Genomic DNA, 26,197 nt, shown 5'->3' with positions numbered 1-26,197 from the left:
TGGTGAATCTCTATGAGAGGTTATTGCATTATATTAAAACATATACTTTAAAATTTGGTTAAAATGATTACTAACGAATTACCAAAATGCGTCGAGATTATTGCCAAACAACGGCAGTTTTTCCAAACTGGTAAAACGAAAAATGTTACTTTTCGGATTGGACAACTCAAAATCCTCAAACAATTAGTAATTGAGAATAAAACAGCAATTATTCAAGCATTAAAAGCCGACTTACGTAAACCAGAATTTGAGAGTTACGCTACAGAAATCGGTGTGAATAAAGAAATTGATTATGCTCTCAAACATATCAATACTTGGACAAAACCCAAAAAAGCAGCCGTTCCTTTAGACTTATTTCCATACTCGGCTAAAATATATCCAGAACCGTTAGGAGTAATTTTAATTATTAGTCCTTGGAATTATCCCTTTCAGTTAATTATCTCACCTTTGGTTGGGGCGATTGCTTCGGGAAATTGTACTATTATTAAACCTTCAGAACTTGCGCCTCATACTTCCAATTTAATCACAGAACTTATTCATAAATACTTTGATCCAGAATATATTACAGTTGTCCCTGGAGCAGTCGAAACTAGTCAACAGTTACTAGCAGAAAAATTTGATCACATCTTATTTACGGGTGGTACAGCCATTGGTAAAATTGTCATGGAAGCTGCTGCAAAACATCTCACTCCAGTGACTTTGGAATTGGGGGGAAAAAGTCCTTGTATCATTGATACAGATATCAATCTAGAACATACCGCCAAACGCATTATTTGGGGTAAATTTATTAATGCTGGACAAACTTGTATTGCCCCGGATTATTTGTTGGTAGATGCTAAAATTAAACCAAATTTAGTTAATGCTTTGCAAAAATGTCTCAAAGAATTTTATGGTGAAAATCCTGCTAATAGTCCCGATTATGCCAGAATTATTCATCAAAAACATTTTGACAGATTAGCTAATTTACTCAAATGTGGTAAAGTGATTATTGGTGGTGAAACTAACCGTGAAGAACTTTATATTGCTCCTACTTTATTAGAAAATGTTTCTTTAGAAGATGCAGTTATGCAAGAGGAGATTTTCGGGCCAATTTTACCCATCATTGAATATACAGATATCAATGAAGCTATTACCTTAATTAACTCTAGACCAAAACCCCTGGCTTTATATTTATTTTCCCAAAACAAAAACCTGCAAAACCGCATTTTACAGGAAACGTCATCTGGGGGAGTATGTATTAATGACACAGTAATGCAGGTTGCTGTTTCTTCTTTACCATTTGGGGGTGTGGGTGATAGTGGGATGGGTAGCTATCACGGTAAAGCTGGTTTCGACACTTTTTCTCATGACAAAAGTGTCTTGCAAAACTCATTTCGTTTAGATATAAATTGGCGATACGCACCCTATCAAGGTAAATTATCGCTATTGAAAAAAATTATTGGCATTTAAAATTCCAGGAATCACAGAGTCAGAATTTAACTTGAGGATTTTCTAGGAATCCCAATCTATACTTCAATACCTTAGCCAAATTGAAAAAAGCCTTGATTCGTAGGTATTGATACAAAAAATGGCTTAATTGTTTGATTCTCCAGGTAGGGGTAAAGCGCAGTGCTAAACCCTTACACATTTAGGTTTTTAGTAATCTTGTAAAAATTCAAATCTCAGCCGTCACGAGTATAAATTTATTCTAACTCCTGAATTGGAGACTACTGAATTCTTCTTTAAGATTCTTCTGTTTCTTCTTCCTCAGTCGTTGGATAGACGAATTTAGAACGGCCACTCAAAATGGATTTACCAAGGGAAAGAGCTTTTTGCGCTTCAACAACAGCCTTGTGTCTCCAGGTAGCGCGACGTTTATCTCGTTTAGATTTTGATGTTTTCTTCTTAGGAACAGCCATGACAGCGGTATATCGTGATTCTTGACAACCTTCCTATTGTAAGCGATCAATTGACATTATGGGACTATTAAAAGAACTGTTATCCAAATCATCGCTAAAGATTAAGGATTGGAATGCTTGTCATCTATTGATCAAATAACAGTAACAAGCGGGCTGTTTTGAAGTAAATTGCCCGCTTGTTGGGGATCAGGAAGTTTTTTCCATTGAGGACGAATGACTTTTAATGATAAGATTGGTGCGATCGCTTCCGTCGTTAACCATAAAGGAACTGCTAAGAACAGCCAAACTCCACTGTCAGTAACCCAGCCCTAAAGGGACTGGGCTTGCAAGAGTAATCAAGCAAGCCGTACTGACCAGACCACCCTGAGCGTAGTCGAAGGGTAGCCGTTATTTGAGTCACGACACCCTGGAATGCGTAGCCCCTTCGGGGTTCAGCAGTCGCTCATGGGGGAAACCCCCAAGACCGCGCTGCTTCACTAGTTCCCTGCTCTGTCGCTGGCAATTAAACAGTTTTAAGGTCACTGAAACAGTGTTGCAAGTCTAACAAGCTCTTATAACTGGTCGTTCGCGCCAGCGTGCCGGAGGCATCTAGCTAACATTACCCCAGAAATGGGAGTTGGTTTCCAGGTTCCAATCAAAAATCTGGTTTCAATTTTAAGATTCACAGCGGTTAAAACCGCTCGTGCCGTTTCCCTCTCAGGGCTAAAGCCACTGAGTTTCCCACTTACCGGGTATTCTTATGAATAATTCGGATTTTTTTGCCAACTTGGCTAATAATTGAAACGAGGATCACTGAAAATGGTTGTTCTGTATAAATCCTGAACATAAACTTGTAGCTCCTGAGTGATCGATCATGGAAATCGAGTGCAAGTATTTTACGATTATTTATGTTGTATAAACTACAACTAATTTCATCGAGAGGTGAAGATTAACTAAACTATAAGATGTAAGTTAGCTTTGTGGTTAAAGCCCCGTGCTAACAGCAATTTCAGGCAAACAACAAACAACCGACAAAGAGCGGGATGGTAAATTACTGGGCGATCGCCATCGGCATTAATCAATATCAATCCTTTCAACCTCTCAGTTGCGCTCAAGCCGATGCTGAGGCAATTAAGGATTTTTTGGTGACACAAGCAGGTTTTCTTCCCGAAAAATGCCTGTTAATGACAAATACTTCACCCCCCATAGGAGAGCAATCCTCCTATCCGACAAAGGAAAATATTCTCTCGTTGCTAGAAGAATTAGCAGCCACATTCTGGCAGCCAGAGGACTGTCTATGGTTATTTTTTAGCGGCTACGGGGTTAACCACAAAGAACAAGATTATTTAATGCCAGTCGCAGGGAATCCTGATCAAGTTCCCGAAACCGGGATAGAAGTGCGATCGCTCTTACAGAGTCTACAAGTTACCGGACTCAATATCTTACTCATCTTTGATATTAACCGCGCTTTTGGAACTCAAGCCGATGCACCCGTAGGACAAGAAATCATCGAACTAGCCCAAGAACTGCAAATGGGGGCAATTATTTCCTGTCAACCTGAAGAATTTTCCCATGAAAGCACAGAATTAGGTCATGGTTTCTTCACAGCAGCATTATTAGAAGCCTTGGGTTCTGCAAAAGGCTACAACTTTGCCGATTTAGCCGCTTATCTGACTTATCTTACCCCCAAACTTTGTCAACACCACTGGCGACCAGTCCAAAATCCCATGACTGTGATTCCCACGACCCAGCCAGCTATTTTACCCACGTTGACATTAGATGAAAACTCAGAAGCACTAATTTTCCCAGCAGAAAGTTTTGCTATCACCCGGACTGCACCTCCTCTAGAAAATAGTCCCTCTAGCGCCACAGATAAGGCTTGGTGGACAGAGAATGCCTCAGTAGAGACTACTTTAAGCCAAATAAAGACCGGGGGAAATTTAGCACTTCCACCAACCTCAGAGTCACTTATTAGCAGCAATTACACCTTAGCAACTTCCCCAGCATCCAAACCGGGGGGCAGATTTATTCCCGCTCTCCCCACAGCTAACACCTATCCTTCATCCCAGTCCGAGCTACCAATTTGGCAACAGTTTATTATTTGGGGTGGCGGTACTATGGTAGTAGTAGGTTTAATTACTACATTTTTACTCCGTAATCATGAGAGTTTCCGGTTTAAAAATTCCTCAAAAACAGTATCTAATCATCGGACTAGCAAACTTCCACTTCCCCAAATATTTCCCACTCCTCAAAATCCTAGTACAGCCCAAATCAATTCAAATACAGACTCTCATAAACGTAATCAAGCTATTTCCGACCTAGAAAAAATGTCTCTTGTCCCTACTCAACCGAGTAATTTAAGTATTGCGATCGCTAAAGCCCAAAGAACTCCAGCGGACGCACCACTATACGCCAAAGCTCAGGAGAATATTCAGGTTTGGTGTCAAATGATTTTAGAGTTGGCACAAGCACAAGCCAAACAAGGAAAATATGAAAATGCGATAGCAACTGCCCAGTTAATTACCAAAAAAGAGCCGCTTCATACCCAAGCCCAAACTGTCATTCAAAAATGGCAACTAGAAGCCAAGCAATATGTAAGTAATAAAACTCTCTTAGATGCAGCTACAGCTTTGATCATTCCCGAACAAGCATCTACATATAATCGCGCTATCGAAGTAGCCAAAAAAATCCAAAAAGGACAACCTGGGTTTGAAATTGCCCAAACGTCAATTAATCAGTGGAGTGAAAAAATTTTAGATTTAGCCAAAATCCGCGCCACTCAAGGAGATTTTAATGCCGCTGTCGCCACTGCTATATTAGTCCCAAAAGTGACGATTGCTTATGAAGATGCTCAGGATGCTATCCAAAAATGGCAACAGCAAAAGAATTAGTCAGTTGTTAGTTGTCAGTTGTTAGTTGTCAGTTGTCAGTTGTTCGTTGTCAGTTGTAAAACTACTACCTATTACCCATTACCTATTACCCATTACCTATTACCCATTACCCATTACCCATTAGCAATATTGGGAAATATCTTCGCCACAGGTATCAGCTAGATAGCACATCGCTTTAAATCGCAAACCTACTACTTCTTCGTATAAAGGATTAAGTTTACACATTGGCGGAATGTGAAACAGTGTTTTCCCAAATACTTTGACATCACGCTCAAATGGACACTGAGCCGGAATGTATTTACACAAACGATGAGCTAATAGGCGATCGCTTACTTGGATGTTATCTAGCCAATTACGCACAGGACGCAAAAAGTCCCAAATAGAATTAGCTGCAACATGGTGCAATGGATTAACATTAGCTGCACTAGCCTCTACTGGATTTATAGAAATCCAACTTGCTAAAAAAATATTTTTGCTGGTATTTTTAGATACTTTCACAGTAATTCCTCTTTTCTTATGAGGGTATTCACTTGACTAATGAATATAGAGTATGACAAGAACCTGAAGCACAGAACAGGAAGGAAATTCTGTAAGAGGTGTAATTAACTGCTTCCTCTGATTGAATCTATATGTTAATACGTCAATCTGACCATAATTTCCCAAAAAGCAATACTGTACTTGTTCAATCTTATTAGTAACTTGGCACAGTTAAAATTCTAATAAAGACATCTGCCTTTAGTTGTGATTTCTTTTAACTGCAACAAAACTTATTATAGCAATAATTATCAATAATTAAGATTAAGAAAAATATTCTTACATAGCTAAATCTAGTCCGTGATTTTTACTAAATTCGTCATTTATAGTACCTTTTCCTTAACCTATCTAAGTATTGGTGTTGCTATTGAGCTTTACTTGTAGTCCTCTGAGCTTATTGATAGTCCTTACTTTTGGCTGTGGCATCCTCTCTGCCTACTTTCTCAATGACACCATAGCCCTAATTTTTACACCCCTCGCTTTAAGTCTAACTCTATCTTTAGGCTTAAATCCCATTCCCTACTTATTAGCTATAACCGGTGCGACTAACATTGGTTCTGTTACCACACTCAGCGGTAATCCTCAAAATAGCTCTCAAACAAAAACGCAAAGATGCCAAAAAACACCTTTGCGCCTTTGCTCCTTAGCGTCTCTGCGCGAAATAATTCTTTAAGAAGCAACCGCAGTAGAACGAGTGCGTCGTCTTCTACCATCAGAAACCTTAGCAGCAGGTTCTTCAGGGACTTGCATCAACAACGTCAGAGAAGGTTGACATTGCAACTCTCTCCGCATAGAACGAGCCAGTTCACGCTCTAATGTTTCCTGCAAACCACCCCAATCTGTATCAGCGGGTTGTCCTTCAACAGGTGAAAACTCTGACCAACGGACGCTGAGAATTTCTTCAATGCGTTGTTGTACCCATTTTTGCAACAGCGATCGCTCGATACTTGTCACCACACCCTGCATGAGAAGTTCTGGTTTAGCCATCAGCTTACCACTCCAATCAATAGCAGCAGCAATGGTCACAGTCCCTTCAGAAGCCATGCGTTGGCGTTCTTGCAACACTTTAGAACTAACCATACCAGAACTCGAAGTATCCACCAATTCAATCCCTGCTGGCACTTTCCCAGCAACGCGGATAGAATGTTCTGTCAACTCAATGACATCCCCATTTTCGATAATGATCATATTTTCTGCCGGAATGCCCATACTTTGAGCAGTTTCCGAATGCTTGACTAACATCCGATGTTCACCGTGAAATGGCACAAAGAACTTGGGACGAGTTAAAGCAATCATCAGCTTTTGTTCTTCCTGACAACCGTGGCCAGAAACGTGAATCCCCTTATCCCGTCCATAGACCACTTTTGCCCCCTGAATCATCAATTTATCAATGGTATTAACCACCGCAATTGTATTACCAGGAATGGGGTTAGCAGAGAATAAAACCGTATCTCCTTGGCGAATTTTGATATGGGGGTGTTCTTTATTAGCAATTCTTGTCATTGCTGCCATTCTTTCACCCTGAGAGCCAGTAGTTAAAATCAGCACTCTTTCATCTGGCATTCCCCGCACAGTATGCAACGGTTGGAACAGGCTATCTTCACATTTGATATAACCTAAATTGCGGGCATGGGCGATTAAATTCAGCATGGAACGCCCAACAATCGTCACTACACGATTATGTTTTCTTGCTAGTTGCAAAATCATGTTAATGCGATGGACGCTAGAAGAAAAAGTCGTGATAAATAAGCGCCCAGTTGCGTGGGAAAATTCTCGGTCAAGGTTAGGAAAAACAGCCCGTTCAGAAGGTGTAAATCCTGGCAATTCTGCGTTAGTGGAATCACTCAATAAGCAAAGTACGCCTTTTTCACCATGTTCTGCCAGACGTTGTAAGTCGAACTTCTCACCATCTACGGGAGTATGATCAATTTTAAAATCTCCGGTGTGGATAACTACGCCTATTGGTGTATGAATAGCAACAGTGAAGCTATCAGCAATGGAGTGGGTGTTACGGATATATTCAACTAAGAAATGCTTGCCAATTCGCACCATGTCACGGGGCATAACTGTTCTTAATTCTGTGCGATCTTTTACCCCAGCTTCTTCCAATTTACCCTCTAGCATTGCCATTGCTAGTCTTGGTCCATGAATCACTGGAATATCAAATTGCTTCAAGTGAAAAGCAATTCCCCCAATATGGTCTTCATGACCATGAGTGACGATCATCCCTTTAATTTTGTGGCGATTTTCTCGGAGATAAGTTGTGTCAGGTAATACAATATTTACCCCGTGCATGGCTTCTGTGGGAAATGCCAATCCTGCGTCTAAAAGGACAATTTCGTCTTCATACTCGAAAACGCAGGTATTTTTACCTATTTCGTGTAAACCGCCCAAAGGAATAATTTTGAGAGCGGAATTAGCTTCGTTTTTAACCATTTTGTCCCGGATATTTTTGTTAGTTGTGAATCAGTTGATAGTTCGGTTTCTGGGATGAAAGAAAAGACCAAATTTCTGTTTAAATTCAGTTTTTGATGGAGTCCTATTCAATTTTGTTTACCGAAAACGGACTTAAAACTGAATGATTTTTATATGATTCAGTTGTAGCACAGGTGTTTAAATTGCAATAAAGTAACAATTTGTACACATTATTTATAAATCACTCACCTATTGTGGTTGGGATTAAATTCAGTTTTTGCATGACTGACTCTAATTTTTTAGATACATCTGTATCAGCGTCACACAGGGGTGGACGAGTTGAACCTACTTCCCAACCTTGCAGTTTTAGTGCTTCTTTGACAGGAATGGGATTGGTAGTTAAAAATAAAGCTTTAAACAATGGGAACAGTTGCAGATGAATGTCGGTAGCAATTTGAGTTTTTCCCACTTTCCATGCTTGAATCATTTCTTGGATTTGATTACCCACTAAATGAGAAGCTACACTGACTATACCTTGAGAGCCGATCGCTAACATGGGCAGGGTTAAAGAATCATCTCCAGCGTAAATCTCAAATTCTTTTGGTGTCAAGCGACGGATTTCACTCACTTGATCTAAGTTACCACTGGCTTCTTTAATGGCAACAATGTTATTAATTTCTGCTAACTTGACCACTGTTTCTGAACTGAGGTTTTGACCTGTGCGCCCAGGAACGTTATATAACATCATTGGCAGGTCGGGACAGCATTGTGCTATTGCCTGGAAATGTCGATATAATCCAGCTTGTGGCGGTTTGTTGTAGTAGGGAACTACTTGTAAAGAACCATGTACTCCTATCTTAGCGGCTTTTTGGGTGGCAGCGATCGCTTCTTTGGTGTCATTAGAACCACATCCAGCCATTACTTTAGCTTTACCTGCTACAGTTTGCAATACCTCAGCAAATAATTGGTATTCTTCGTCCCAAGTCAGGGTTGGGGATTCCCCTGTTGTTCCACACACCACCAATGTATCTGTACCGTTGTTAACTAGATAATCTGCTAGTTTGGCAACTACATCATAACTAATACTACCGTCTGCTTTAAACGGCGTAATCATAGCGGTTACAACTGTTCCAAAATCTCCCACACTCTTTTCTCTCCTAATTTGTTAGTTGTCAGTAGGGGCGAAGCATTTGGAAGATAAATTATCGGTCATTGCCAAAAATAGTTCTCCAAATGCTTCGCCCGTACAGTTGTCGGTTGTTAGTAGGGGCGAAGCATTTGGACGATAAATTATCGGTCATTGCCAAAAATAGTTCTCCAAATGCTTCGCCCGTACAGTTGTCGGTTGTCAGTTATTAATTAATGGTGACAAATGACTGAATTTAAACTTATACTGTAGTCAATTTTAGTAAATTTTTTTCTACTAATAATTCGGCAATTTGCACTGCATTTAAAGCTGCACCTTTACGAATTTGATCGCCACATAGCCACAATTCTAAACCGCAAGCATGAGAAATATCCTGACGAATTCTGCCTACTAAAACTTCATCTTTGCCACTGGCATCTATGGGCATAGGGAAATAATTTGCTTGCCAATCTTCCACTAATTTAACACCAGGTGATTTTCTTAAAATTTCTCTGGCCTCATCTGGATCAAAAGGTGTTTCAAACTCTAGATTAATCGCCTCAGAATGGGCGCGGAGGACGGGAACCCGTACACAAGTCGCGGTAATTCTGATTTCTTGACTACCAAAGATTTTGCGGGTTTCGTTCACCATTTTCATTTCTTCCTCACAATATCCCCAAGCTGTCATCGGAGAATTATGGGTAAATAAATTAAATGCCAATGGGTAAGGTAAAACTTCCGCTACAGGTTGTTTTCCTTGTAGTATAGCGTCACTTTGGATTTTTACTTCCTCCATGGCCTGAGCACCAGCACCACTAGCAGATTGATAGGTAGCAGCTACAATCCTTTTAACTGGTTTGACTTGATGTAAAGGCCACACTGCCAAGGACATAAGAATCGTTGTACAGTTGGGATTGGCAATAATTCCTTTGTGAGTAAATGCGGCTTGGGGATTTACTTCTGGAACTACCAAGGGGACATCCGGGTTCATCCGAAAGGCACTGGAATTATCAATTACCACTGCTCCTTTTTGCACAGCTATCCCAGCCCATGTTTTGGAGATGCTACCTCCAGCACTAGCTAAGACTATATCTATATTTTCTAAACTGCGATCGCTCACAGCTTCAACTGGGATATCTTCCCCTTTGAATCTGAGTGTTTTTCCCGCACTGCGTTCTGATGCCAACAATTTTAAATCAGCTAGGGGAAAATTTCGACTTTCTAGTAATTCCAGCAACTCCGTACCTACAGCACCAGTTGCACCCAAAATAGCTACACGATAGGACTTAGACAAACTCGACTCCTCCTCTAAGAGGTAATTAGCACTTTTTTTTCGGACAACTTAAAAATTAAATGTTTCTGTCGTTCCGCTCAACAGCAGATTTTAAATAGTAAAATTTGCATATTTTTGTGATTATATCTCAGTTTTTGATGGTTATTAAGGAATTTGAGACTTTGTTATTCATATGGCAAAATTAACTGATACCATGGTTTACAGCAATTTAAGTTATAGCGATCAAATATAGTTATATACTATCGTATAACATTCTATTATACGGCAAACTGCAAAAAAAAAGAAGCGCGATTAATATTTTAGGTATTTTTAAGAAGCCCGATCTGTAAAGTTATGTTACCGGAGTTAAGGCTACCATTGAAGAATACCATAAAGTGTTTTGTCCCTGACTTTTGGCAGTATACTGGATATCTCCCTAAGGAGATTCATAAGCATTTTTAGCTGAATGATAGCTAGTCAGTAGATAATCACGTCTTGAAGACAGCGTGTAAGCTGAAGTCGGGATAACTGAATCCCCATTGGTGTCAACTTAACGCAAAACCCCATCCGGCAAGGAACTCAAGCTCCTTGCTGATAATAAAAGTTATCTTTTGATGACTAAACACTAGGCAAATTTATTAGTCCGTTAAAACGGACTTGAGCCATGAGACAGGGAATTTATTCCCTGACGGTTGTGGAAGGCAACAGATAAGCCATTTTTAGTTTAAGTTGACACCAATGCCCAATCCCATACCCCCGTTGAAGTAAGAAGTAAATGTCTAGACTTGTCTAGTATTTAGATAGCAGATTAAAATACCAGAAAACAAGAAATAAAGCATGAAAGTTACCCAGGAAAAACTCCCCGCTAGTCAAATTGGTTTAGAAATAGAAATTACATCGGAAATTACCACACAAAAATACGAGCAAGTCCTGAGAAATTTAACTAAAACCGTAAATATTCCTGGGTTTCGTAAAGGCAAAGTACCCCGGCAAATATTAATACAACGTATCGGTACTACTCGCGTTAAGGCAACTGCCCTAGAAGAAATCATTCAAGAAGGGATTGAGCAAGCAATTAAACAAGAAGCAATTACCGCTCTTGGTCAGCCCCAATTACGCTCTTCCTTTGATGATTTGATTAATAGTTATGAACCAGGAAAACCCCTGACTTTTGCGGTGGCTGTGGATGTAATTCCAGAAATCAAGTTAAACCAATACACTGGTTTAGAAGCCAAAGCGGAGGAAATTAAATATGATCCTACCCAGGTAGATACCGTTATTGAAGCCCAAAGAGAAAAGTTAGGAACTTTAGTCCCTGTAGAAGGACGGGCTACGGAAATCGGTGATATGGCAGTAATTGACTTTAAGGGTGTAATTGCTAAAACTCAAGGTGATGATCCTGACAGTGAACCCAAACCAATTCCTGGTGGAGAAGGAACTGATTTTCAAGTTGAGTTACAAGAAGATAAGTTTATTCCCGGTTTTGTGTTGGGGATAGTGGGTATGAACCCTGGGGAAACAAAAGAGGTATCTGCTCAGTTCCCAGATCCTTATGGTAACGAAGAATTATCTGGTAAAGCGGCTCTGTTTACCATCACGCTTAAAGAAATTAAAGTTAAAGAATTGCCAGAGTTGGATGACGATTTTGCTCAAGAAGTCAGTGACTTTGAGACATTAGAGGAATTGCGGGCATCATTGACCCAGCGGTATGAAAAAGAAGCGGCAGATAAAACCAGAAATAATCAGCAAGAAGCTTTATTAACAGAATTGCTTAATCATGTCGAAATAGACTTGCCAACAACATTAATTGATCAAGAAGTTGATGCTATGCTGTCACAAACAGCAATGAAGTTGTCTGAGCAGGGAATAGATGTGAAAAAGCTATTTACCCAGGAAATTATTCCCCAATTACGGGATAGATCCAAACCTGAAGCTATAGAACGTCTTAAACGGACTCTATCTTTGCAAGAAATTGGTAAACGCGAATCTATTGAAGTTGCAGCCGCAGAAGTGGAAGCTAGAGTCACAGAATTGCTGACAGAGTATGCTGATCAAGATTTGGATGAAAAGAGATTACGTGGAGTTGTTCAAGAAGAACTTCTCACCACAAAGATTGTTGATTGGTTACTAGAACGTTCTTCTGTGGAACTAGTAGCAGAAGGGTCTTTAACTCCTCCAGAAGAACCAGATTCAGAAGCAGAAGCCGCTGAAGCAGTTCAGGAAGAAGAAACCAGTAATCCTGAGTAATGGGTCATGGGTCATGGGTCATGGGTCATGGGTCATGGGTCATGGGTCATGGGTCATGGGTCATGGGTAAAAGTTCTTTCTTTTACTCTTGCCCCTGCCCCCTGCCCCTGCCTTCTGCGCCCTGAATTTTGCCATATAAGGCATAATGGTTAACAGTTCACAATTTCATTTCATTTATTGTTAAATATTCTAGATTATGCTTGTATCGCAGTCAGGAAATTACCCCATCAACAGCTTGAGTCCTATCGGGGCTAGTGGCAATTTAAGCACCTCTAGCAACATTGTACCGATGGTTGTAGAACAGTCGGGGATGGGAGAAAGGGCATTTGATATCTACTCCCGCTTACTGCGCGAGCGGATTATTTTTTTGGGAACGCCGATAGATGATGTTGTCGCTAATTCTATTGTTGCCCAATTACTTTTCCTCGATTCTGAAGACGCGGAAAAGGATATTCAATTGTACATTAATTCTCCTGGTGGCTCTGTCTACGCGGGTATGGCAATCTATGATACAATTCAACAAATACGTCCCGATGTTGTAACTATCTGTTTTGGACTAGCCGCAAGCATGGGGGCTTTTTTATTAACATCTGGAACTGCCGGAAAGCGGATGTCTTTACCTGACTCCCGGATTATGATTCACCAACCCCTGGGTGGCGCTCAAGGGCAGGCTATTGACATTGAAATTCAAGCGCGAGAAATCCTTTACATCAAGGGTGAATTAAATCAATTAATGTCTAAACATACTGGTCAACCCTTAGACAGAATTGAAACTGATACCGAGCGCGACTTTTTCATGTCAGCAGAAGAGGCGAAGAATTATGGTTTGATTGATCAGGTCATTTCTCGACAAAATCTGCCCACAGCAGGGTAAATCGTCATCATTCTGAAATAAGAGGCTGATATGTCTAAGTACGACTCCCATTTAAAATGTTCATTTTGTGGTAAGTCTCAAGAGCAAGTCCGTAAATTAATCGCAGGTCCGGGAGTCTACATCTGCGATGAATGCGTTGACTTGTGTAATGAAATCCTTGATGAGGAGTTGCTGGATACTAATACTGCGGCAGCATCACAACCAACTCAAAAGTCAGAACCAGCGGAAAAACGGCGGACACGTTCGTCTAATCTCTCATTTAATCAAATTCCTAAACCGAGGGAGATTAAAAATTATTTAGACGAACACGTGATCGGCCAAGATGAAGCTAAAAAAGTGCTATCTGTCGCTGTTTACAATCACTACAAACGGTTGGCTATTCTTCAGGCTAAAGGCAGTGCCAAAGTTGAGGCTGATGATGCTATAGAACTACAAAAGTCCAATATTTTACTTATTGGTCCGACTGGTTGCGGTAAGACTTTATTGGCACAAACTCTCGCTAAAATTCTGGATGTCCCCTTTGCTGTGGCTGATGCTACAACCCTAACTGAAGCGGGGTATGTGGGGGAAGATGTGGAAAATATCTTGTTGCGTTTGTTGCAGGTGGCGGATTTGGATGTGGAAGAGGCTCAACGGGGTATTATCTACATTGATGAAATTGATAAAATCGCCCGCAAGAGTGAAAATCCCTCGATTACCAGGGATGTTTCTGGAGAAGGGGTACAACAGGCTTTACTGAAAATGTTGGAGGGGACTGTTGCTAATGTTCCCCCTCAAGGCGGACGTAAGCACCCGTATCAAGATTGTATCCAAATTGATACGAGTAATATTTTGTTTGTCTGTGGTGGGGCTTTTGTCGGTTTGGAAAAGGTTGTAGATCAGAGAGTTGGTAAAAAGTCAATCGGCTTTGTCCAACCAGGAGATGTGCAAACTAAGGAAAAACGCGCTGCTGATACATTGCGTCATTTGCAACCGGATGATTTGGTGAAATTTGGCATGATTCCTGAGTTTATTGGGCGGATTCCCATGGTGGCTGTGGTAGATCCTCTGGATGAGGACGCGCTGATGGCAATTCTGACTGAACCACGCAGCGCTTTGGTGAAACAGTACCAAAAACTGCTGAATATGGACAATGTCCAGTTAGATTTTAAACCAGATGCGTTGCGAGCGATCGCTCAAGAGGCTTATCGGCGAAAAACTGGAGCGCGGGCTTTACGCGGTATTGTGGAAGAGTTGATGCTGGATGTAATGTATGAGTTACCTTCTCGTAAGGATGTGACTCGCTGTACTATTACTAAGGAAATGGTGGAAAAACGTTCTACTGCGGAACTGATAGTACATCCTTCTTCTTTACCTAAACCAGAGTCGGCTTAATTGTCAGTTGTCAATTGTCAGTTGTCAGTAGGGGCGAAGCATTTGGAAGATAAATTATCGGTCATTGCCAAAAATAGTTCTCCAAATGCTTCGCCCGTACAGTTGTCAGCAGCATTTGGAAGATAAATTATCGGTCATTGCCAAAAATAGTTCTCCAAATGCTTCGCCCGTACAGTTGTCAGCAGCATTTGGAAGATAAATTATCGGTCATTGCCAAAAATAGTTCTCCAAATGCTTCGCCCGTACAGTTGTCAGCAGCATTTGGAAGATAAATTATCGGTCATTGCCAAAAATAGTTCTCCAAATGCTTCGCCCGTACAATTGTCAGTTGTCAGTTGTCAATTGACAATTGTTAGTTTTTAATTCTTAATTCTTAATTGTGACAATGAGTTATATAAATGTTCGGGGTGTTGATCATTATTACGAGTGGATGAAAAAATCATCAGATGTTATGAAACCGGTGATGGTTTTTTTGCATGGTTGGGCTGGTTCAGCAAGATATTGGCAAAGTACGGCTGAGGCTTTATTAGATAATTTTGATTGTTTATTATATGATTTACGGGGTTTTGGCCGTTCTCAATGTCAGCCTCATTTAAGTTATGAATTAACAGAATATGCGGAAGATTTGGCGGTTTTATTAAATGAGTTAAATCTTGATCGTGTTTATATTAATGCCCATTCTATGGGTGCTTCTATTGCTACTTTATTTTTTAATCGTTATCCCCAAAAAGTTGAAAAGGGAATTTTAACTTGTAGTGGAATTTTTGAATATGATGAAAAGGCTTTTTCTGCTTTTCATCAATTCGGTGGTTATGTAGTTAAATTCCGTCCCCAATGGTTAAGTAAAATTCCCTTGGCTGATAGAATGTTTATGGCTAGGTTTTTACATCGTTCTATTCCTAAAGCTGAACGACAGGCTTTTTTAGAAGATTTTATTAATGCTAATTATGATGCGGCTTTAGGGACTATTTATACTTCTGTTAGTCAAGAACAAGCGGAAACAATGCCGGGAGAATTTGCGAAATTAACTATCCCAACTTTGCTAATTGCTGGGGAATATGACATTATTATTCCGGCTAAATTAGGAAAAACAGCCGCGGCTTTAAGTGATAAGGTTGAATTAAATATTATTCCTAATACGGGACATTTTCCGATGTTGGAAGACGCAGAAACTTATTTGGCAAAAGTCAAAGAGTTTTTAAGTTGTTCGTAATTGGGTTTGAGCCTAAAATTATCTAAAAATAACCACAAATACTATATTAGTAGGTGAACGGAAAAAAACCGTAGACGCGGAGCGGCTTCTCGAAGAGTAATATGTAACGAAAAGTAAAATCGCCCAAACCCTCTTCACTCTTGCCTCTTGCCTCTTGCCTCTTGCCTAGTGCCATAACGACGATTTTCAATGCTAACCTACTTTCTTGTCAATAAATGTTCTCCCACCCGCAAAGCATTAGCAATAATAGTTAATGATGGATTTACCGCAGCGCTAGAAGGAAAAAAACTACCATCAACAACATAAAGATTATCAACATCATGAGTCCGACAATTGATATCCAAAACCGAAGTATTTGCATCTTCACCAAAACGACAAGTACCACATTGATGAGTAACTTCTCTTAAACCCATTTTTTGAGGAATATGTAAAGTTCCAGGTGATTGAAATACAGAAATTGATTGTAAAACCTGAATCCATTGCTGAATTAATTTATTAAAAGCCCTTTGATTATTATGAGTATATTCCAGGAAAACCTGCCCATTTTTACTCAAAACCCTATTATTAAAATCTGGTAAATCCTCTGTGATTACTAACCAAGATAGGGAATGATTCGCTATAGCCTCAGCTATAAAATTAGGCATCAAAGGCGGACCATAAGCAAGTATTTTATCCTTATTTGCCCCACCCAGTAATTGCACACTCCCCATAGGATAAGCAAAATCTTGATTTCCCCAATAAAAATCAGTAAAAGCCAAAGTTTTCGGAAAAATTGTATTATTCAACTTGGTATTTAAAGTCATGACCACAGCAAAATTATGTGTCATGTAATTGCGTCCCACAAGATGAGAACTATTAGCTAATCCATTGGGGTGATGATCATTGGCAGATTTCAATAACAATAATGCTGAATTAACAGCACCACCTGCTACTACCACAATATCCCCAGAAAATATCTGCCGTTGATTTCCTATTTCTACTTCCACTCCAGTCACTTCTCGACCCGATGGGCTAGTATGTAAACGAATGACTTTTGCTTCAGTTATTAATGTGATATTTTCATAAGTCATTGCTGGACGAACACAAGTAATATCCGCGTCAGCTTTACCATCAATTAAACACGGAAAACCATCGCAAGTATGACAACGAATACAGGCACTTAAACTCCGATTTACTTCATTGAGTTTGATAGCAAGTGGTTGATAAAAAGGATGAAAACCTTGAGCTTTTAAAGAATCATTAACTTCTTGAACATAAGGTTCATGACTCAATGGTGGAAAAGGATATTCTTGATTAATTTGCGGTTCTGTAGGGTCAAGACCTCGCTTCCCATGTACATCATAAAGTTTTTCTGCTTCGTCATAGTAGGGAGCAAAATCTTGATATTTTAATGGCCATTCTGGAGAAATCCCATCTTCATGAATAACCTTTTCAAAATCTTGTTCACGCAATCTAAACAAAGTCCCACCATAAAATTTAGTATTACCACCCACATAATAATGTGTGAGCGGTTTGATAGCTTTTCCGTGTTTGTCATACCATACTTCACTAGTCCGATAGCGTTCTTTGCGAGAAACTTCTTGAGTATCCCAATTAGCTTTTTCTTTAGGTAAAAAATTACCTTGTTCTAAAACTAAAATTTTCTTGCCACTGGATGCTAATTTGTAGGCTAAAGTTGCACCTCCAGCACCAGTACCAATGATGATAAAGTCGTAATAATTGACAGTCATTGTTTACTATTTTTTCCTCTAGAACCGGAGGCAAATACAGCTATTCTACTTCTACCTATTAAGTTTGTTAAAATAGATGAATTATGTTGTTTAAAATTAGAGATTAGTCATTAATTTAGCCTGTCTTAATTGTTAATTCTGTATTTTAAATCCTATCAGCAACAGAGCAGAATCGTCCAAGGAGGACATTTTGCAGTAAAATTAGGGCTTTGCATAGAGGAAAGAAAAAAAATGACCCGTGTGATCATCGTGCGTCATGGTCAAAGTACCTACAATATAGAAAAACGTATTCAAGGGCGAACTGATGCCTCATCATTAACTGCAAAAGGTCAAAATGATGCCAGTCAAGCTGGTATTGCCCTCAGTAGTATTTCCTTTCAAGCTATTTATAGTAGTCCCCTCCAGCGAGCAAAATCCACAGCGGAAATTATCCGCAGTCAATTAGCTACACAATCTCCTGTGATTCAAATTGATGAAAACTTAGTAGAAGTTGATTTACCTCTGTGGGTAGGAATGACTACAAGTGAAGTCAAAGAAAACTTTACTGAAGATTACCGCACCTGGAAAGAACTTCCCCACGAGTTTCGCATGGTTGTGAATGAAGATTCCGGGACTAGAGAACATTTCCCAGTGCTGGCTTTATACGCCCAAGCCAAACAGTTTTGGCAAGAGATTCTCCCCCAACATCAAGGAGAAACTATCCTGATTGTGGGTCATAATGGCATCAATCGCGCCTTAATTAGCACAGCTTTGGGAATTTCCCCCAGTCGCTATCATTGCTTACAACAATCTAACTGTGGCATTAGTATCTTAAATTTTACTGGTGGTTTAGGTGAACCAGTGCAGTTAGAATCCATGAATCAAACCCAACATTTGGGTGAAACTTTCCCTTCCTTGCGTCCTGGTCATGAAGGCGTAAGATTATTATTAGTCCGTCACGGGGAAACTGAATGGAATCGTCAAGGCAAATTTCAAGGACAAATTGATATTCCCCTCAATGATCATGGTAGAAACCAAGCTGCAAAAGCCGCAGAATTTCTCAAAGACGTAAATATTGATTTTGCTGTTAGCAGTACCATGTCCCGTCCCAAGGAAACAGCGGAAATTATCTTAAAATATCATGCTAGTTTGAAATTAGAACTATTTGCTGGTTTAAGAGAAATTAGTCATGGACTTTGGGAAGGCAAATTTGAATCGGAAATTGAGCAAGAATTTCCTGGTGAATTAGAAAGTTGGCGCACAATTCCCGCCAATGTGCAAATGCCAGAAGGGGAAAATTTAGAACAAGTAAAAAAACGGAGTGTTGCCGATTGGAATACTATAGTTGAAAATGCCCAATCGCAGCAATTACAACTAGGATTGGTCGTCGCCCATGATGCCACTAATAAAACCTTGTTATGCCATATTCTCGGTTTATCTAACGAGAATTTCTGGAACTTCCGTCAAGGTAATGGTGCTGTGAGTGTCATTGATTATCCTGATGGGATTCAAGGTTATCCAGTTCTGCAAGCGATGAATATTACTGGGCATTTAAGTAATGGTGTTCTTGATAAAACTGCGGCTGGTGCATTGTAGTTGAGATAAGTTGTTAGGGTAATTGATGAATTGCCCTAATATCAAATAGAGTAGGAGATTAAGAATAATTTAACGCAGATAAACGCAGATAAACGCAGATAATAAGGGATGAATTAATGGATTTAAACGGAAATTGTTACAATCTAATTCACAAAGTGCCTGATACCGGAGATAGATGGTACAAAATATGGTACAAACGATAGACTTATTAAATTAAACACACTGATATTCTAAAATCATGAAAGCATCTGCAAAATTCGACTTTGAAGACGAAAAATTTAATGCCCCACCGTCCCAAGTGATTCCCTGGGGTTTAATGATCAATCCTCGCTATGGTACAGATGGTTTACAAAGCTATGGTTTAGCGATTAGCCGTGATAATGCTCAGTCTGTTGGGTTTGAAGCAGATGATAATTGGCAACAGGTAGAACATGAATTTAGTTCTGGAGAAGTAGAAACAATATTTATTACTACTACTCCTAAACTGGTGATTGTGCGTCGTGGTCCGTTATCTGTGCAAGATCGGGAAACCAAGATTAGATTAGGTACATACAAAGATTACAAAGAAGAGTTTTTAGCTGATAAACTTAAATTCAAAATTTATACTCGCCATTTGATTTTTTTAGTCGGTGAAGATAAAAAGTTTTTGCATCAATCACCTCTACAATTAACTCTGAGTGGTTCACCCGGCGCTAGTTTTGGTAAAAATTACGCTGAATATCAACAAGGGAGAATTACTGGCGGTTTTGCTGGGGAATTGGAAAAAGCTTATGCTGGTTTTCAAAAGAAACCAATAACTCCCAAGGGTCCTTTATTTCATGCTCATGGGATTTTTTGCCCTATCATTGAACCGGAAGAAAGAGGAATAGAACCGAATATTGCTTTGGTAGCTTCAACTGTAGATTATAAACATCCCACAATTTCAACTTTAATAGATTATATGATTGCCTCAGATTCCCCTGAGTCAGCAATTATTTGTAAGACTTTTGAAGAATACAAAGAATTTGGTAAGGAAGTAATTAAACCAGAAGCTCCTAAAGTAGAAACTTCTGGTGTTACTAGTTCTTATGTCTATGCAGATGATGATGAATTTAGTTATCCACCGTATTAGGTAGTAGGGGAGCAGGGGAGAAATTTTCTTCTTTCTTTCTCCTGACTCCTGACTCCTGACTCCTATTCTTTGAGTAATAAATAGAATAGTAAACCGTTACCGCCGGAAATACCAGCGCGATCGCCTGCTAATTGACCAGAACCCATGAAATAATCAACTCTTCCTGGTCCTTTAATTGCACTACCTGTGTCTTGATCTAAGACAAAACGGTTAACTAGACGAGATTCCAGTTTGCCACCATTAGTAGGATAAGGAAATGAATTGATAATTAGGGCTAATGCACCTGGTGGCATGAGAGATTTATCTGTAGCAATGGAACGTTCCGCAGTGACAGGAACAAGAATACTACCCGTCGCTGGTGTACCGTTAGTTTCTGCAAAGAAAACAAATCTTTCCCAACGGGGTAAATAATTACTTAACTCCTTGGGATGTTGGCGAAAATAAGTAATTAATTTAGGCATAGTTAAACCACTAAGTGGTAGTTTGCCATCTTTTGCCAGTTCTTTACCAATGGAAGTCCAAGCATAATCAGTTCCTCCAGCATAACCAACGGATGTTCTGCGTCCATTGGTTAATTTAATTTGGGCTGAACCTTGGATATGAACCATGTATGGATCTAGACGATTGCTAAACCACAGAAGTTCTAACCCTCGCAACCTGCTTTTATCCCCCAGCAACCCATTCTTGCCTTCCAAATCAATCCTTTTAGGATGAGGTTTTGGCCATTTCTGGAAATCCGGTGGCAGACGATAAAGAGGATACTTGTATACAGAAGTCCTGACACGGCTGGCAGTATACACAGGCTCATAATAAGCAGTGAACTTAACAGTTCCCTTACCATCGTTGCCTACAGACTGGTAAAAGACAAATTCCCGGCGCACAGCAGCTTGTAATTCTGCCGCTGACTGAGAACTAACAACCAGTTGTCGAAAGCGTAGCAAACTCCGCTGCACCCGATTTAGGGTAATTTCCTTGATTGGGTAAGTTTGATAGATAGCGATCGCCTTATTGGTTGCCAAATAGCGCAAACTGTTATCTATAGAGGTTAACAATGCTTGTTTATCACCTTGTTTACCCCAAAGTTGTTCGTCCAAACCCAGGCAATTTTGGGGCGTACAAACAGTTTCTAAATTAATAGGTTCGAGGGCTGGTAATACTGCTGGTGGTACTTCAGGCGTGACTGGGATTGTAACTGGCTGCGAATTAGGAGCTTGAGCGACAACTGACGAAAGTGGATTTATCAAGGCAATTCCCAGACTTAAAGCAAGCAAAGTAAGGTTTTTTCTCATTTTTATCTTTCAATACTGGAATTAAAAATTGGTTCTACTCGAATCCCTGCAATCTTAGACGGACGTACCACCATATATTCTCCCTGAATATTTTTAATCGGTACGCTAATAAAATCATGAGAAGCTGACTTTGGCACAAGCTCACCGCTATACCACTTTTGAAATTCTTGAATAGTAGGAAAGCGCACTTCTTCCCGATGTCCATTGTCTAAGAGCAGGAAGACAGCATATTCACTCGGAGTTCTGGGCATAAATTTACATGACTAAAGATACAGCTACTCCATTGTTCACCACGTTACACCACTTTGCCAGTCTCAGGGCTAAATTTGCGTTCCTAAGTTTTAAGTTTCCGGCATTCTCCTGATAATTTTCGGTGAATCAGCAAGATGGAATGTTTTGATCCTGTTCCTAGGTTATGTTTATATTTGAGGTTTTTGACCTCTTGGTTACAAGTCACAGTAAAAATGTCTAATCAAGTTTGGTTATCACAGTTAAAAATACACCGAGCGATCGCGGTGATTCGCGCCCCAAAAATGGTATGGGGTGAGCAAATGGCCATAGCTGTAGCATCTGGGGGAATGCAGTTAATTGAAATTACCTGGAATAGCGATCATGCACCCGAATTAATTTCCCAACTCCGCGCCAAATTACCTAACTGTATGATTGGGACAGGAACGTTATTTAATGTCCAACAGTTAGAAGATGCGATCGCTTGTGGGGCGCAATTTCTCTTCAGTCCCCACACTGATCCCGAAATGATTCAAGCCGCAGTAGCCAAAAATATTCCGATTATTCCCGGTGCATTGACACCGACAGAAATTATTACCGCTTGGAATTATGGAGCAAGTTGTGTGAAGGTGTTTCCCGTGCAATCAGTGGGAGGAACTAGCTATATCAAAAGTTTACAAGGACCTCTTGGGCATATTCCCTTAATACCTACTGGTGGGGTGACATTAGAAAATGCCAAAGATTTTTTGCAAGTTGGTGCGGTAGCCGTAGGGTTGAGTAGCGAATTATTTCCGCAAGCATCAGTGTTACAGAAAAATTGGCAAGCAATCAGTCAACAAGCAAAAACCCTCATGCAGAGGTTACAATAGTAGTTACAGCACTTTCCGGTGTGATGAGGTACTTATGTAGCGGGCAAGATGCCCGCACTACAAGAGTTTCATAATTCAAGTTTGTATCTCATTAGAGCGAAATCTGCTGTAAGTAAGGTGGTTATTCAGAAATAAGATATTTCGATCCTATTACCAAGTCTCATCATTTTCCCCGCTTCCGAAATGGGAACTCTGGTATTCACACTCAATCTATAAAAATGATTAAATTGCCCTGTATTTACAGAAGCGGGCATAGTTGCTTGGCGTTTTTGCCCAAATATTTTCTGAAAGTTTGGGTAAACTGCCCCTGAGTAAGAATCGCGTGTGGGAACTACACAACGTTGACAAGGGTTAATTGCCAAAAACTGGATATCTCCCAGTTTAAAGGGTACTGTTTCCCCACTAGCAGCAAATAACCCATCTTCCCAAAATGCTGGGACACCATCAATTTCAATATTGGCACGCATTCGCCGCCGCATTTCATCAACATTGATACCAGAAAACCAGGACGCAACCTCCGTTAAAGTTGCTGTACTAATTACCGTTGCTCCTGGTGAAACTGTATCATCAGGAAAACCCATGGCGGTATTTTGCTGTAGTTGCACAGGAAAACCCAAAAAATCGCTGACAACTGCGGCTAATGCTGGACGTTGTTGATCTAAATGAAAAACCTGTTCTGAGTTTTCACCAGGAAACTTCAACTTTACCAGTCTTTGTTCTAGGGAAAACTCTGAACGCAACAAAAGGATTTTTGGATAACGTTTACCATTGACAAACTTATTTTCTGCGTCAAAAAATGCAAATTCCCGGTCATACTCAAGTGCGCCACGGTCGAGAATAGTCGCCTTTTCTACTTCTATACCATCTAGCGACTTAATTGGATATAGCAAAATCTTGGCTAGATATGGCATCATTTCATGGTTTTGGAGATGAATAAGCAGGAGCTTTATCAATTGCACCCATTCTATCAAGTGGCCAAAAACGAGCTACAGCCCGACCAATCATATTTTTTCGGGGAACAACACCCCAACAACGCCCATCATAACTGTTAGGACGATTATCACCGAGCATTAAGTAAGAATTTGCGGGAATAATTTCCGGTTTAGCCAAAAAAGGAGGTTGGAGTCCGCTACTATTGCAAGCTTCAACAAAAGTCCGCACAGAAGAGGATAGGTAAACATTTTCCGGTAGAGGCTGGCTATTTATATATACTTTCCCTTCTCTGAGTTCTACTTTTTCCCCAGGTAAACCAATTACTCTTTTAATAAATGCTTCCCGTTCAGGATTATTCTGGATTTCTTGTGGCGGTAAAAATACGACTATATCTCCCCGTTCGGGGTTAGCAAATTTATATTTCACTTTATCAACAATAATCTTGTCTGCCAGCCACTGGTCTTTGACACCATGGAGGGTTGGTTCCATAGAACCAGTAGGAATCCAACGGGCTTCGGCAACAAAGGTACGAATTCCTAGAGCCAGAAAGATACTCAAGATCATCGTTTTACCTAGCTCTACTATCCAGGAATTATCAGGTTCTTGACTAGAGTTTTTATCAGACGCTTGATTTTGCATGAAATTGTTGAAGTATGTTAGGAGACTAGTATTGAACTCAGACAGATAGACTTGATATTATTAATCTTAACCAGATGGAGCAGATGACAGTTAAATAAAGTAAAAAAATCTAGTGCCTTTCTGTTGTCAGCTACAAACATTCAGGTTTTTAGCTTACTTGATGATAAACATTTTTTAACACAAAACCCAAAATTAAGGGTTCTTGGTGCAGATTAAGTTTACCTTAAAGAAAAAGTTATCTATCATCCATAAATAGTTCCTTTATCCCGAAAAATCTTAAATCCATGTCAAATCCACAAAGTTTACTGATTCGTCACGCTGAAATTATTTTACCCAATGGTGAGTCAATGATTGGGGATGTGTTGATAGAAGGAAGGCACATAACCCAAGTAGGACAAGAAATCACTAATGCCAGACCTACCCGTGAGATTGACGCACAAGGTTTAACTTTGTTGCCTGGTGTGATTGACCCCCAGGTGCATTTCCGTGAACCAGGACTAGAATACAAAGAAGACTTGTTTACTGCCAGTTGTGCTTGCGCTAAAGGGGGAGTTACTTCCTTTCTGGAAATGCCGAATACAAGACCTTTGACAATCAACCAATCAGCTTTAGATGATAAGTTACAACGGGCTGCCCAGAAGTGCTTGGTTAATTATGGCTTTTTTATTGGGGCTACGGCTGATAATCTACCAGATTTACTCTCTGCCCAGCCGACACCGGGAATTAAGATTTTTATGGGGTCCATGCACGGAGATTTGTTGGTGAGCCAAGAAGACTCTCTAGAGGCGATTTTTGCCCAAGGAAGCCGTTTAATTGCTGTTCATGCGGAAGATCAAGAGAGAATTAAGCAACGAAAACAGGAGTTTGCGGGGATTACAGATTTGGCTGTTCATTCCCAAATTCAAGATAATCAAGCGGCATTATTAGCTACCCAATTGGCGTTAAAACTTTCTAAGAAATATCAACGTCGGTTACATATTCTACATATGTCAACAGCCGAGGAAGCGGAGTTACTACGTCAGGATAAACCAAGTTGGGTGACGGCAGAGGTAACACCACAACATTTACTTTTGAATACTAATGCTTATGCAACTATTGGTAGTTTAGCGCAAATGAATCCACCATTGCGATCGCCCCATGATAATGAAGTTCTCTGGCAAGCTCTACGTGATGGTATCATTGACTTTATTGCCACTGACCACGCCCCCCACACTCTGGAGGAAAAATCCCAAACTTACCCAAATACCCCTTCAGGAATGCCCGGTGTAGAAACTTCTTTACCTTTAATGTTAACCGCTGCTATGGATGGAAAATGTACTGTTGCCCAAGTTGTGCAATGGATGTCTAAAGCGGTCGCTGTAGCTTATGGTATTGCCAATAAGGGAGAAATTACTCCCGGTTATGATGCTGATTTAGTTTTGGTAGATTTAAAAAATTACCATGAAGTTAAACGGGAAGAAGTTGTCAGCAAGTGTGGTTGGAGTTCTTTTGAAGGTTGGAATTTAACAGGTTGGCCTGTAACAACAATTGTCGGCGGGGAAATTGTTTATGATTCCTACGGAGCGCTTCGCTATCATGGTCAGCTAAATACACAAGTTCGTGGACAAGCTTTAACTTTTAACGGGTGACAAGGTAGCTAAAAATCTTTGTAGATTGCGCTTAATTATTCGATTCCATCGGTAGGGGTAAAGCAAGAGCTTCATTGGTGTTAACTTAACGAGAAAACCCATAATCTCCAAAAACCTAACCCCCCTGCCCCCTTCCCTACCAGGGAATGGGATTTTCAAAGCCTCTCCCCGCGTCGGGGAGAGGTTTGGAGAGGGGTCAATTTATACATTCAAAACTTTTCAAACATCCTCTAAACACTCGGAAAATTTATGAGTCCGTTTTAACGGACTTGAGCTATGAGACAGGGAATTTATTCCCTGGCGGTTGTGGAAGCCAACAGATCAGCTATTTTTAAATTAAGTTGACACCATTGAAACCCCTACACCTACAG

22 protein-coding genes and 1 pseudogene are annotated in these 26,197 nt (G+C 40.1%); 13 read left to right on the top strand and 10 right to left on the bottom strand.

Translation table 11 applies throughout. The features are described from left to right. Positions 1-63: 63 nt before the first annotated feature. On the top strand, positions 64-1,449 hold the full coding sequence (locus FJR09_RS04015) for an aldehyde dehydrogenase (RefSeq protein ID WP_168653548.1): 1,386 nt from the start codon (positions 64-66) through the stop codon (positions 1,447-1,449). A 272-nt stretch (positions 1,450-1,721) separates the two neighbouring features. Here FJR09_RS04015 and rpmF read toward each other — a convergent pair whose 3' ends face one another. Then, positions 1,722-1,898 carry a 50S ribosomal protein L32 gene (gene rpmF / locus FJR09_RS04010; protein ID WP_041457480.1) on the bottom strand — a complete coding sequence of 59 codons (177 nt, stop codon included), beginning with the start codon at positions 1,896-1,898 and terminating at the stop codon, positions 1,722-1,724. 1,022 nt (positions 1,899-2,920) lie between these two features. Between rpmF and FJR09_RS04005 the strand changes: the two genes are divergently transcribed. Further along, positions 2,921-4,768, top strand: coding sequence for a caspase family protein (locus tag FJR09_RS04005; protein WP_168631830.1), 1,848 nt, complete (start codon positions 2,921-2,923; stop codon positions 4,766-4,768). A 120-nt stretch (positions 4,769-4,888) separates the two neighbouring features. Here the strand turns inward: FJR09_RS04005 and FJR09_RS04000 are convergent, their stop codons facing one another. Next, positions 4,889-5,266: a Mo-dependent nitrogenase C-terminal domain-containing protein gene (locus FJR09_RS04000; protein ID WP_015078059.1), complete on the bottom strand. Its 378-nt coding sequence runs from the start codon at positions 5,264-5,266 to the stop codon at positions 4,889-4,891. A 391-nt stretch (positions 5,267-5,657) separates the two neighbouring features. Between FJR09_RS04000 and FJR09_RS03995 the strand changes: the two are divergent. Beyond that, a pseudogene (locus FJR09_RS03995) lies at positions 5,658-5,891 on the top strand (SLC13 family permease); the annotation flags it as partial. Between the two features lie 80 nt (positions 5,892-5,971). On the opposite strand, the gene FJR09_RS03990 reads toward FJR09_RS03995, so the two are convergent. Further along, a complete protein-coding gene (locus tag FJR09_RS03990) occupies positions 5,972-7,738 on the bottom strand; it encodes a ribonuclease J (protein WP_015078060.1) in 1,767 nt (588 codons plus the stop codon). 220 nt (positions 7,739-7,958) lie between these two features. Then, the gene (dapA, locus tag FJR09_RS03985; protein WP_168652859.1) at positions 7,959-8,861 is read right to left on the bottom strand and encodes a 4-hydroxy-tetrahydrodipicolinate synthase; all 903 of its coding nucleotides are present in this window, start codon (positions 8,859-8,861) and stop codon (positions 7,959-7,961) included. 89 nt (positions 8,862-8,950) lie between these two features. Here dapA and FJR09_RS25750 point away from each other — a divergent pair, with 89 nt between their 5' ends. Further along, on the top strand, positions 8,951-9,076 hold the full coding sequence (locus FJR09_RS25750) for a hypothetical protein (protein WP_256370238.1): 126 nt from the start codon (positions 8,951-8,953) through the stop codon (positions 9,074-9,076). A gap of 29 nt (positions 9,077-9,105) precedes the next feature. On the opposite strand, the gene FJR09_RS03975 is transcribed toward FJR09_RS25750, so the two are convergent. Then, positions 9,106-10,137 carry an aspartate-semialdehyde dehydrogenase gene (locus FJR09_RS03975; RefSeq protein WP_148763626.1) on the bottom strand — a complete coding sequence of 344 codons (1,032 nt, stop codon included), beginning with the start codon at positions 10,135-10,137 and terminating at the stop codon, positions 9,106-9,108. Between the two features lie 816 nt (positions 10,138-10,953). Here FJR09_RS03975 and tig point away from each other — a divergent pair. From tig to FJR09_RS03950, 5 genes are all read left to right on the top strand, one after another. Further along, positions 10,954-12,363 (top strand): trigger factor, encoded by a 1,410-nt coding sequence (gene tig, locus FJR09_RS03970; protein WP_015078064.1) that lies wholly within the window; start codon positions 10,954-10,956, stop codon positions 12,361-12,363. Between the two features lie 196 nt (positions 12,364-12,559). Beyond that, positions 12,560-13,237: an ATP-dependent Clp endopeptidase proteolytic subunit ClpP gene (gene clpP / locus FJR09_RS03965; RefSeq protein WP_168631827.1), complete on the top strand. Its 678-nt coding sequence runs from the start codon at positions 12,560-12,562 to the stop codon at positions 13,235-13,237. A 30-nt stretch (positions 13,238-13,267) separates the two neighbouring features. Then, the gene (gene clpX / locus FJR09_RS03960; RefSeq protein ID WP_015078066.1) at positions 13,268-14,611 is read left to right on the top strand and encodes an ATP-dependent protease ATP-binding subunit ClpX; all 1,344 of its coding nucleotides are present in this window, start codon (positions 13,268-13,270) and stop codon (positions 14,609-14,611) included. Between the two features lie 231 nt (positions 14,612-14,842). Beyond that, the gene (locus FJR09_RS25745) at positions 14,843-14,974 is read left to right on the top strand and encodes a hypothetical protein (protein WP_256370237.1); all 132 of its coding nucleotides are present in this window, start codon (positions 14,843-14,845) and stop codon (positions 14,972-14,974) included. A gap of 22 nt (positions 14,975-14,996) precedes the next feature. Further along, positions 14,997-15,824, top strand: a complete 828-nt coding sequence (locus FJR09_RS03950) for an alpha/beta fold hydrolase (RefSeq protein WP_015078067.1) — start codon at positions 14,997-14,999, stop codon at positions 15,822-15,824. A 197-nt stretch (positions 15,825-16,021) separates the two neighbouring features. Here FJR09_RS03950 and FJR09_RS03945 read toward each other — a convergent pair whose 3' ends face one another. Beyond that, on the bottom strand, positions 16,022-17,554 hold the full coding sequence (locus FJR09_RS03945) for a GMC oxidoreductase (RefSeq protein WP_168652099.1): 1,533 nt from the start codon (positions 17,552-17,554) through the stop codon (positions 16,022-16,024). Between the two features lie 231 nt (positions 17,555-17,785). On the opposite strand from FJR09_RS03945, the gene FJR09_RS03940 reads away from it, so the two are divergent. Both FJR09_RS03940 and FJR09_RS03935 read left to right on the top strand, forming a co-directional pair. Beyond that, positions 17,786-19,129, top strand: coding sequence for a histidine phosphatase family protein (locus tag FJR09_RS03940; protein ID WP_168653013.1), 1,344 nt, complete (start codon positions 17,786-17,788; stop codon positions 19,127-19,129). 238 nt (positions 19,130-19,367) lie between these two features. Further along, positions 19,368-20,240 carry a DUF5895 domain-containing protein gene (locus tag FJR09_RS03935; RefSeq protein ID WP_168653014.1) on the top strand — a complete coding sequence of 291 codons (873 nt, stop codon included), beginning with the start codon at positions 19,368-19,370 and terminating at the stop codon, positions 20,238-20,240. A 62-nt stretch (positions 20,241-20,302) separates the two neighbouring features. On the opposite strand, the gene FJR09_RS03930 is transcribed toward FJR09_RS03935, so the two are convergent. Beyond that, complete coding sequence (locus FJR09_RS03930) at positions 20,303-21,529, bottom strand: murein transglycosylase A (RefSeq protein WP_168653015.1); 1,227 nt, start codon at positions 21,527-21,529, stop codon at positions 20,303-20,305. Between the two features lie 2 nt (positions 21,530-21,531). After that, positions 21,532-21,780: a hypothetical protein gene (locus tag FJR09_RS03925; RefSeq protein ID WP_015078072.1), complete on the bottom strand. Its 249-nt coding sequence runs from the start codon at positions 21,778-21,780 to the stop codon at positions 21,532-21,534. Positions 21,781-21,993: 213 nt separating this feature from the next. Between FJR09_RS03925 and FJR09_RS03920 the strand changes: the two genes are divergently transcribed. Further along, positions 21,994-22,626 carry a bifunctional 4-hydroxy-2-oxoglutarate aldolase/2-dehydro-3-deoxy-phosphogluconate aldolase gene (locus tag FJR09_RS03920; RefSeq protein WP_041458166.1) on the top strand — a complete coding sequence of 211 codons (633 nt, stop codon included), beginning with the start codon at positions 21,994-21,996 and terminating at the stop codon, positions 22,624-22,626. 125 nt (positions 22,627-22,751) lie between these two features. On the opposite strand, the gene FJR09_RS03915 is transcribed toward FJR09_RS03920, so the two are convergent. Both FJR09_RS03915 and lepB read right to left on the bottom strand, forming a co-directional pair. Then, positions 22,752-23,537: an MOSC domain-containing protein gene (locus FJR09_RS03915; RefSeq protein ID WP_168631858.1), complete on the bottom strand. Its 786-nt coding sequence runs from the start codon at positions 23,535-23,537 to the stop codon at positions 22,752-22,754. 4 nt (positions 23,538-23,541) lie between these two features. Then, a complete protein-coding gene (gene lepB, locus FJR09_RS03910) occupies positions 23,542-24,198 on the bottom strand; it encodes a signal peptidase I (protein ID WP_015078075.1) in 657 nt (218 codons plus the stop codon). A gap of 284 nt (positions 24,199-24,482) precedes the next feature. Here lepB and FJR09_RS03905 point away from each other — a divergent pair, with 284 nt between their 5' ends. After that, the gene (locus tag FJR09_RS03905; RefSeq protein ID WP_168653016.1) at positions 24,483-25,826 is read left to right on the top strand and encodes a dihydroorotase; all 1,344 of its coding nucleotides are present in this window, start codon (positions 24,483-24,485) and stop codon (positions 25,824-25,826) included. Positions 25,827-26,197 lie beyond the last annotated feature (371 nt).

Source organism: Dolichospermum sp. UHCC 0406 (genome assembly GCF_009712025.1).
GTDB lineage: Bacteria > Cyanobacteriota > Cyanobacteriia > Cyanobacteriales > Nostocaceae > Dolichospermum > Dolichospermum lemmermannii.
This window is presented reverse-complemented; position numbering and strand designations above follow the sequence as displayed.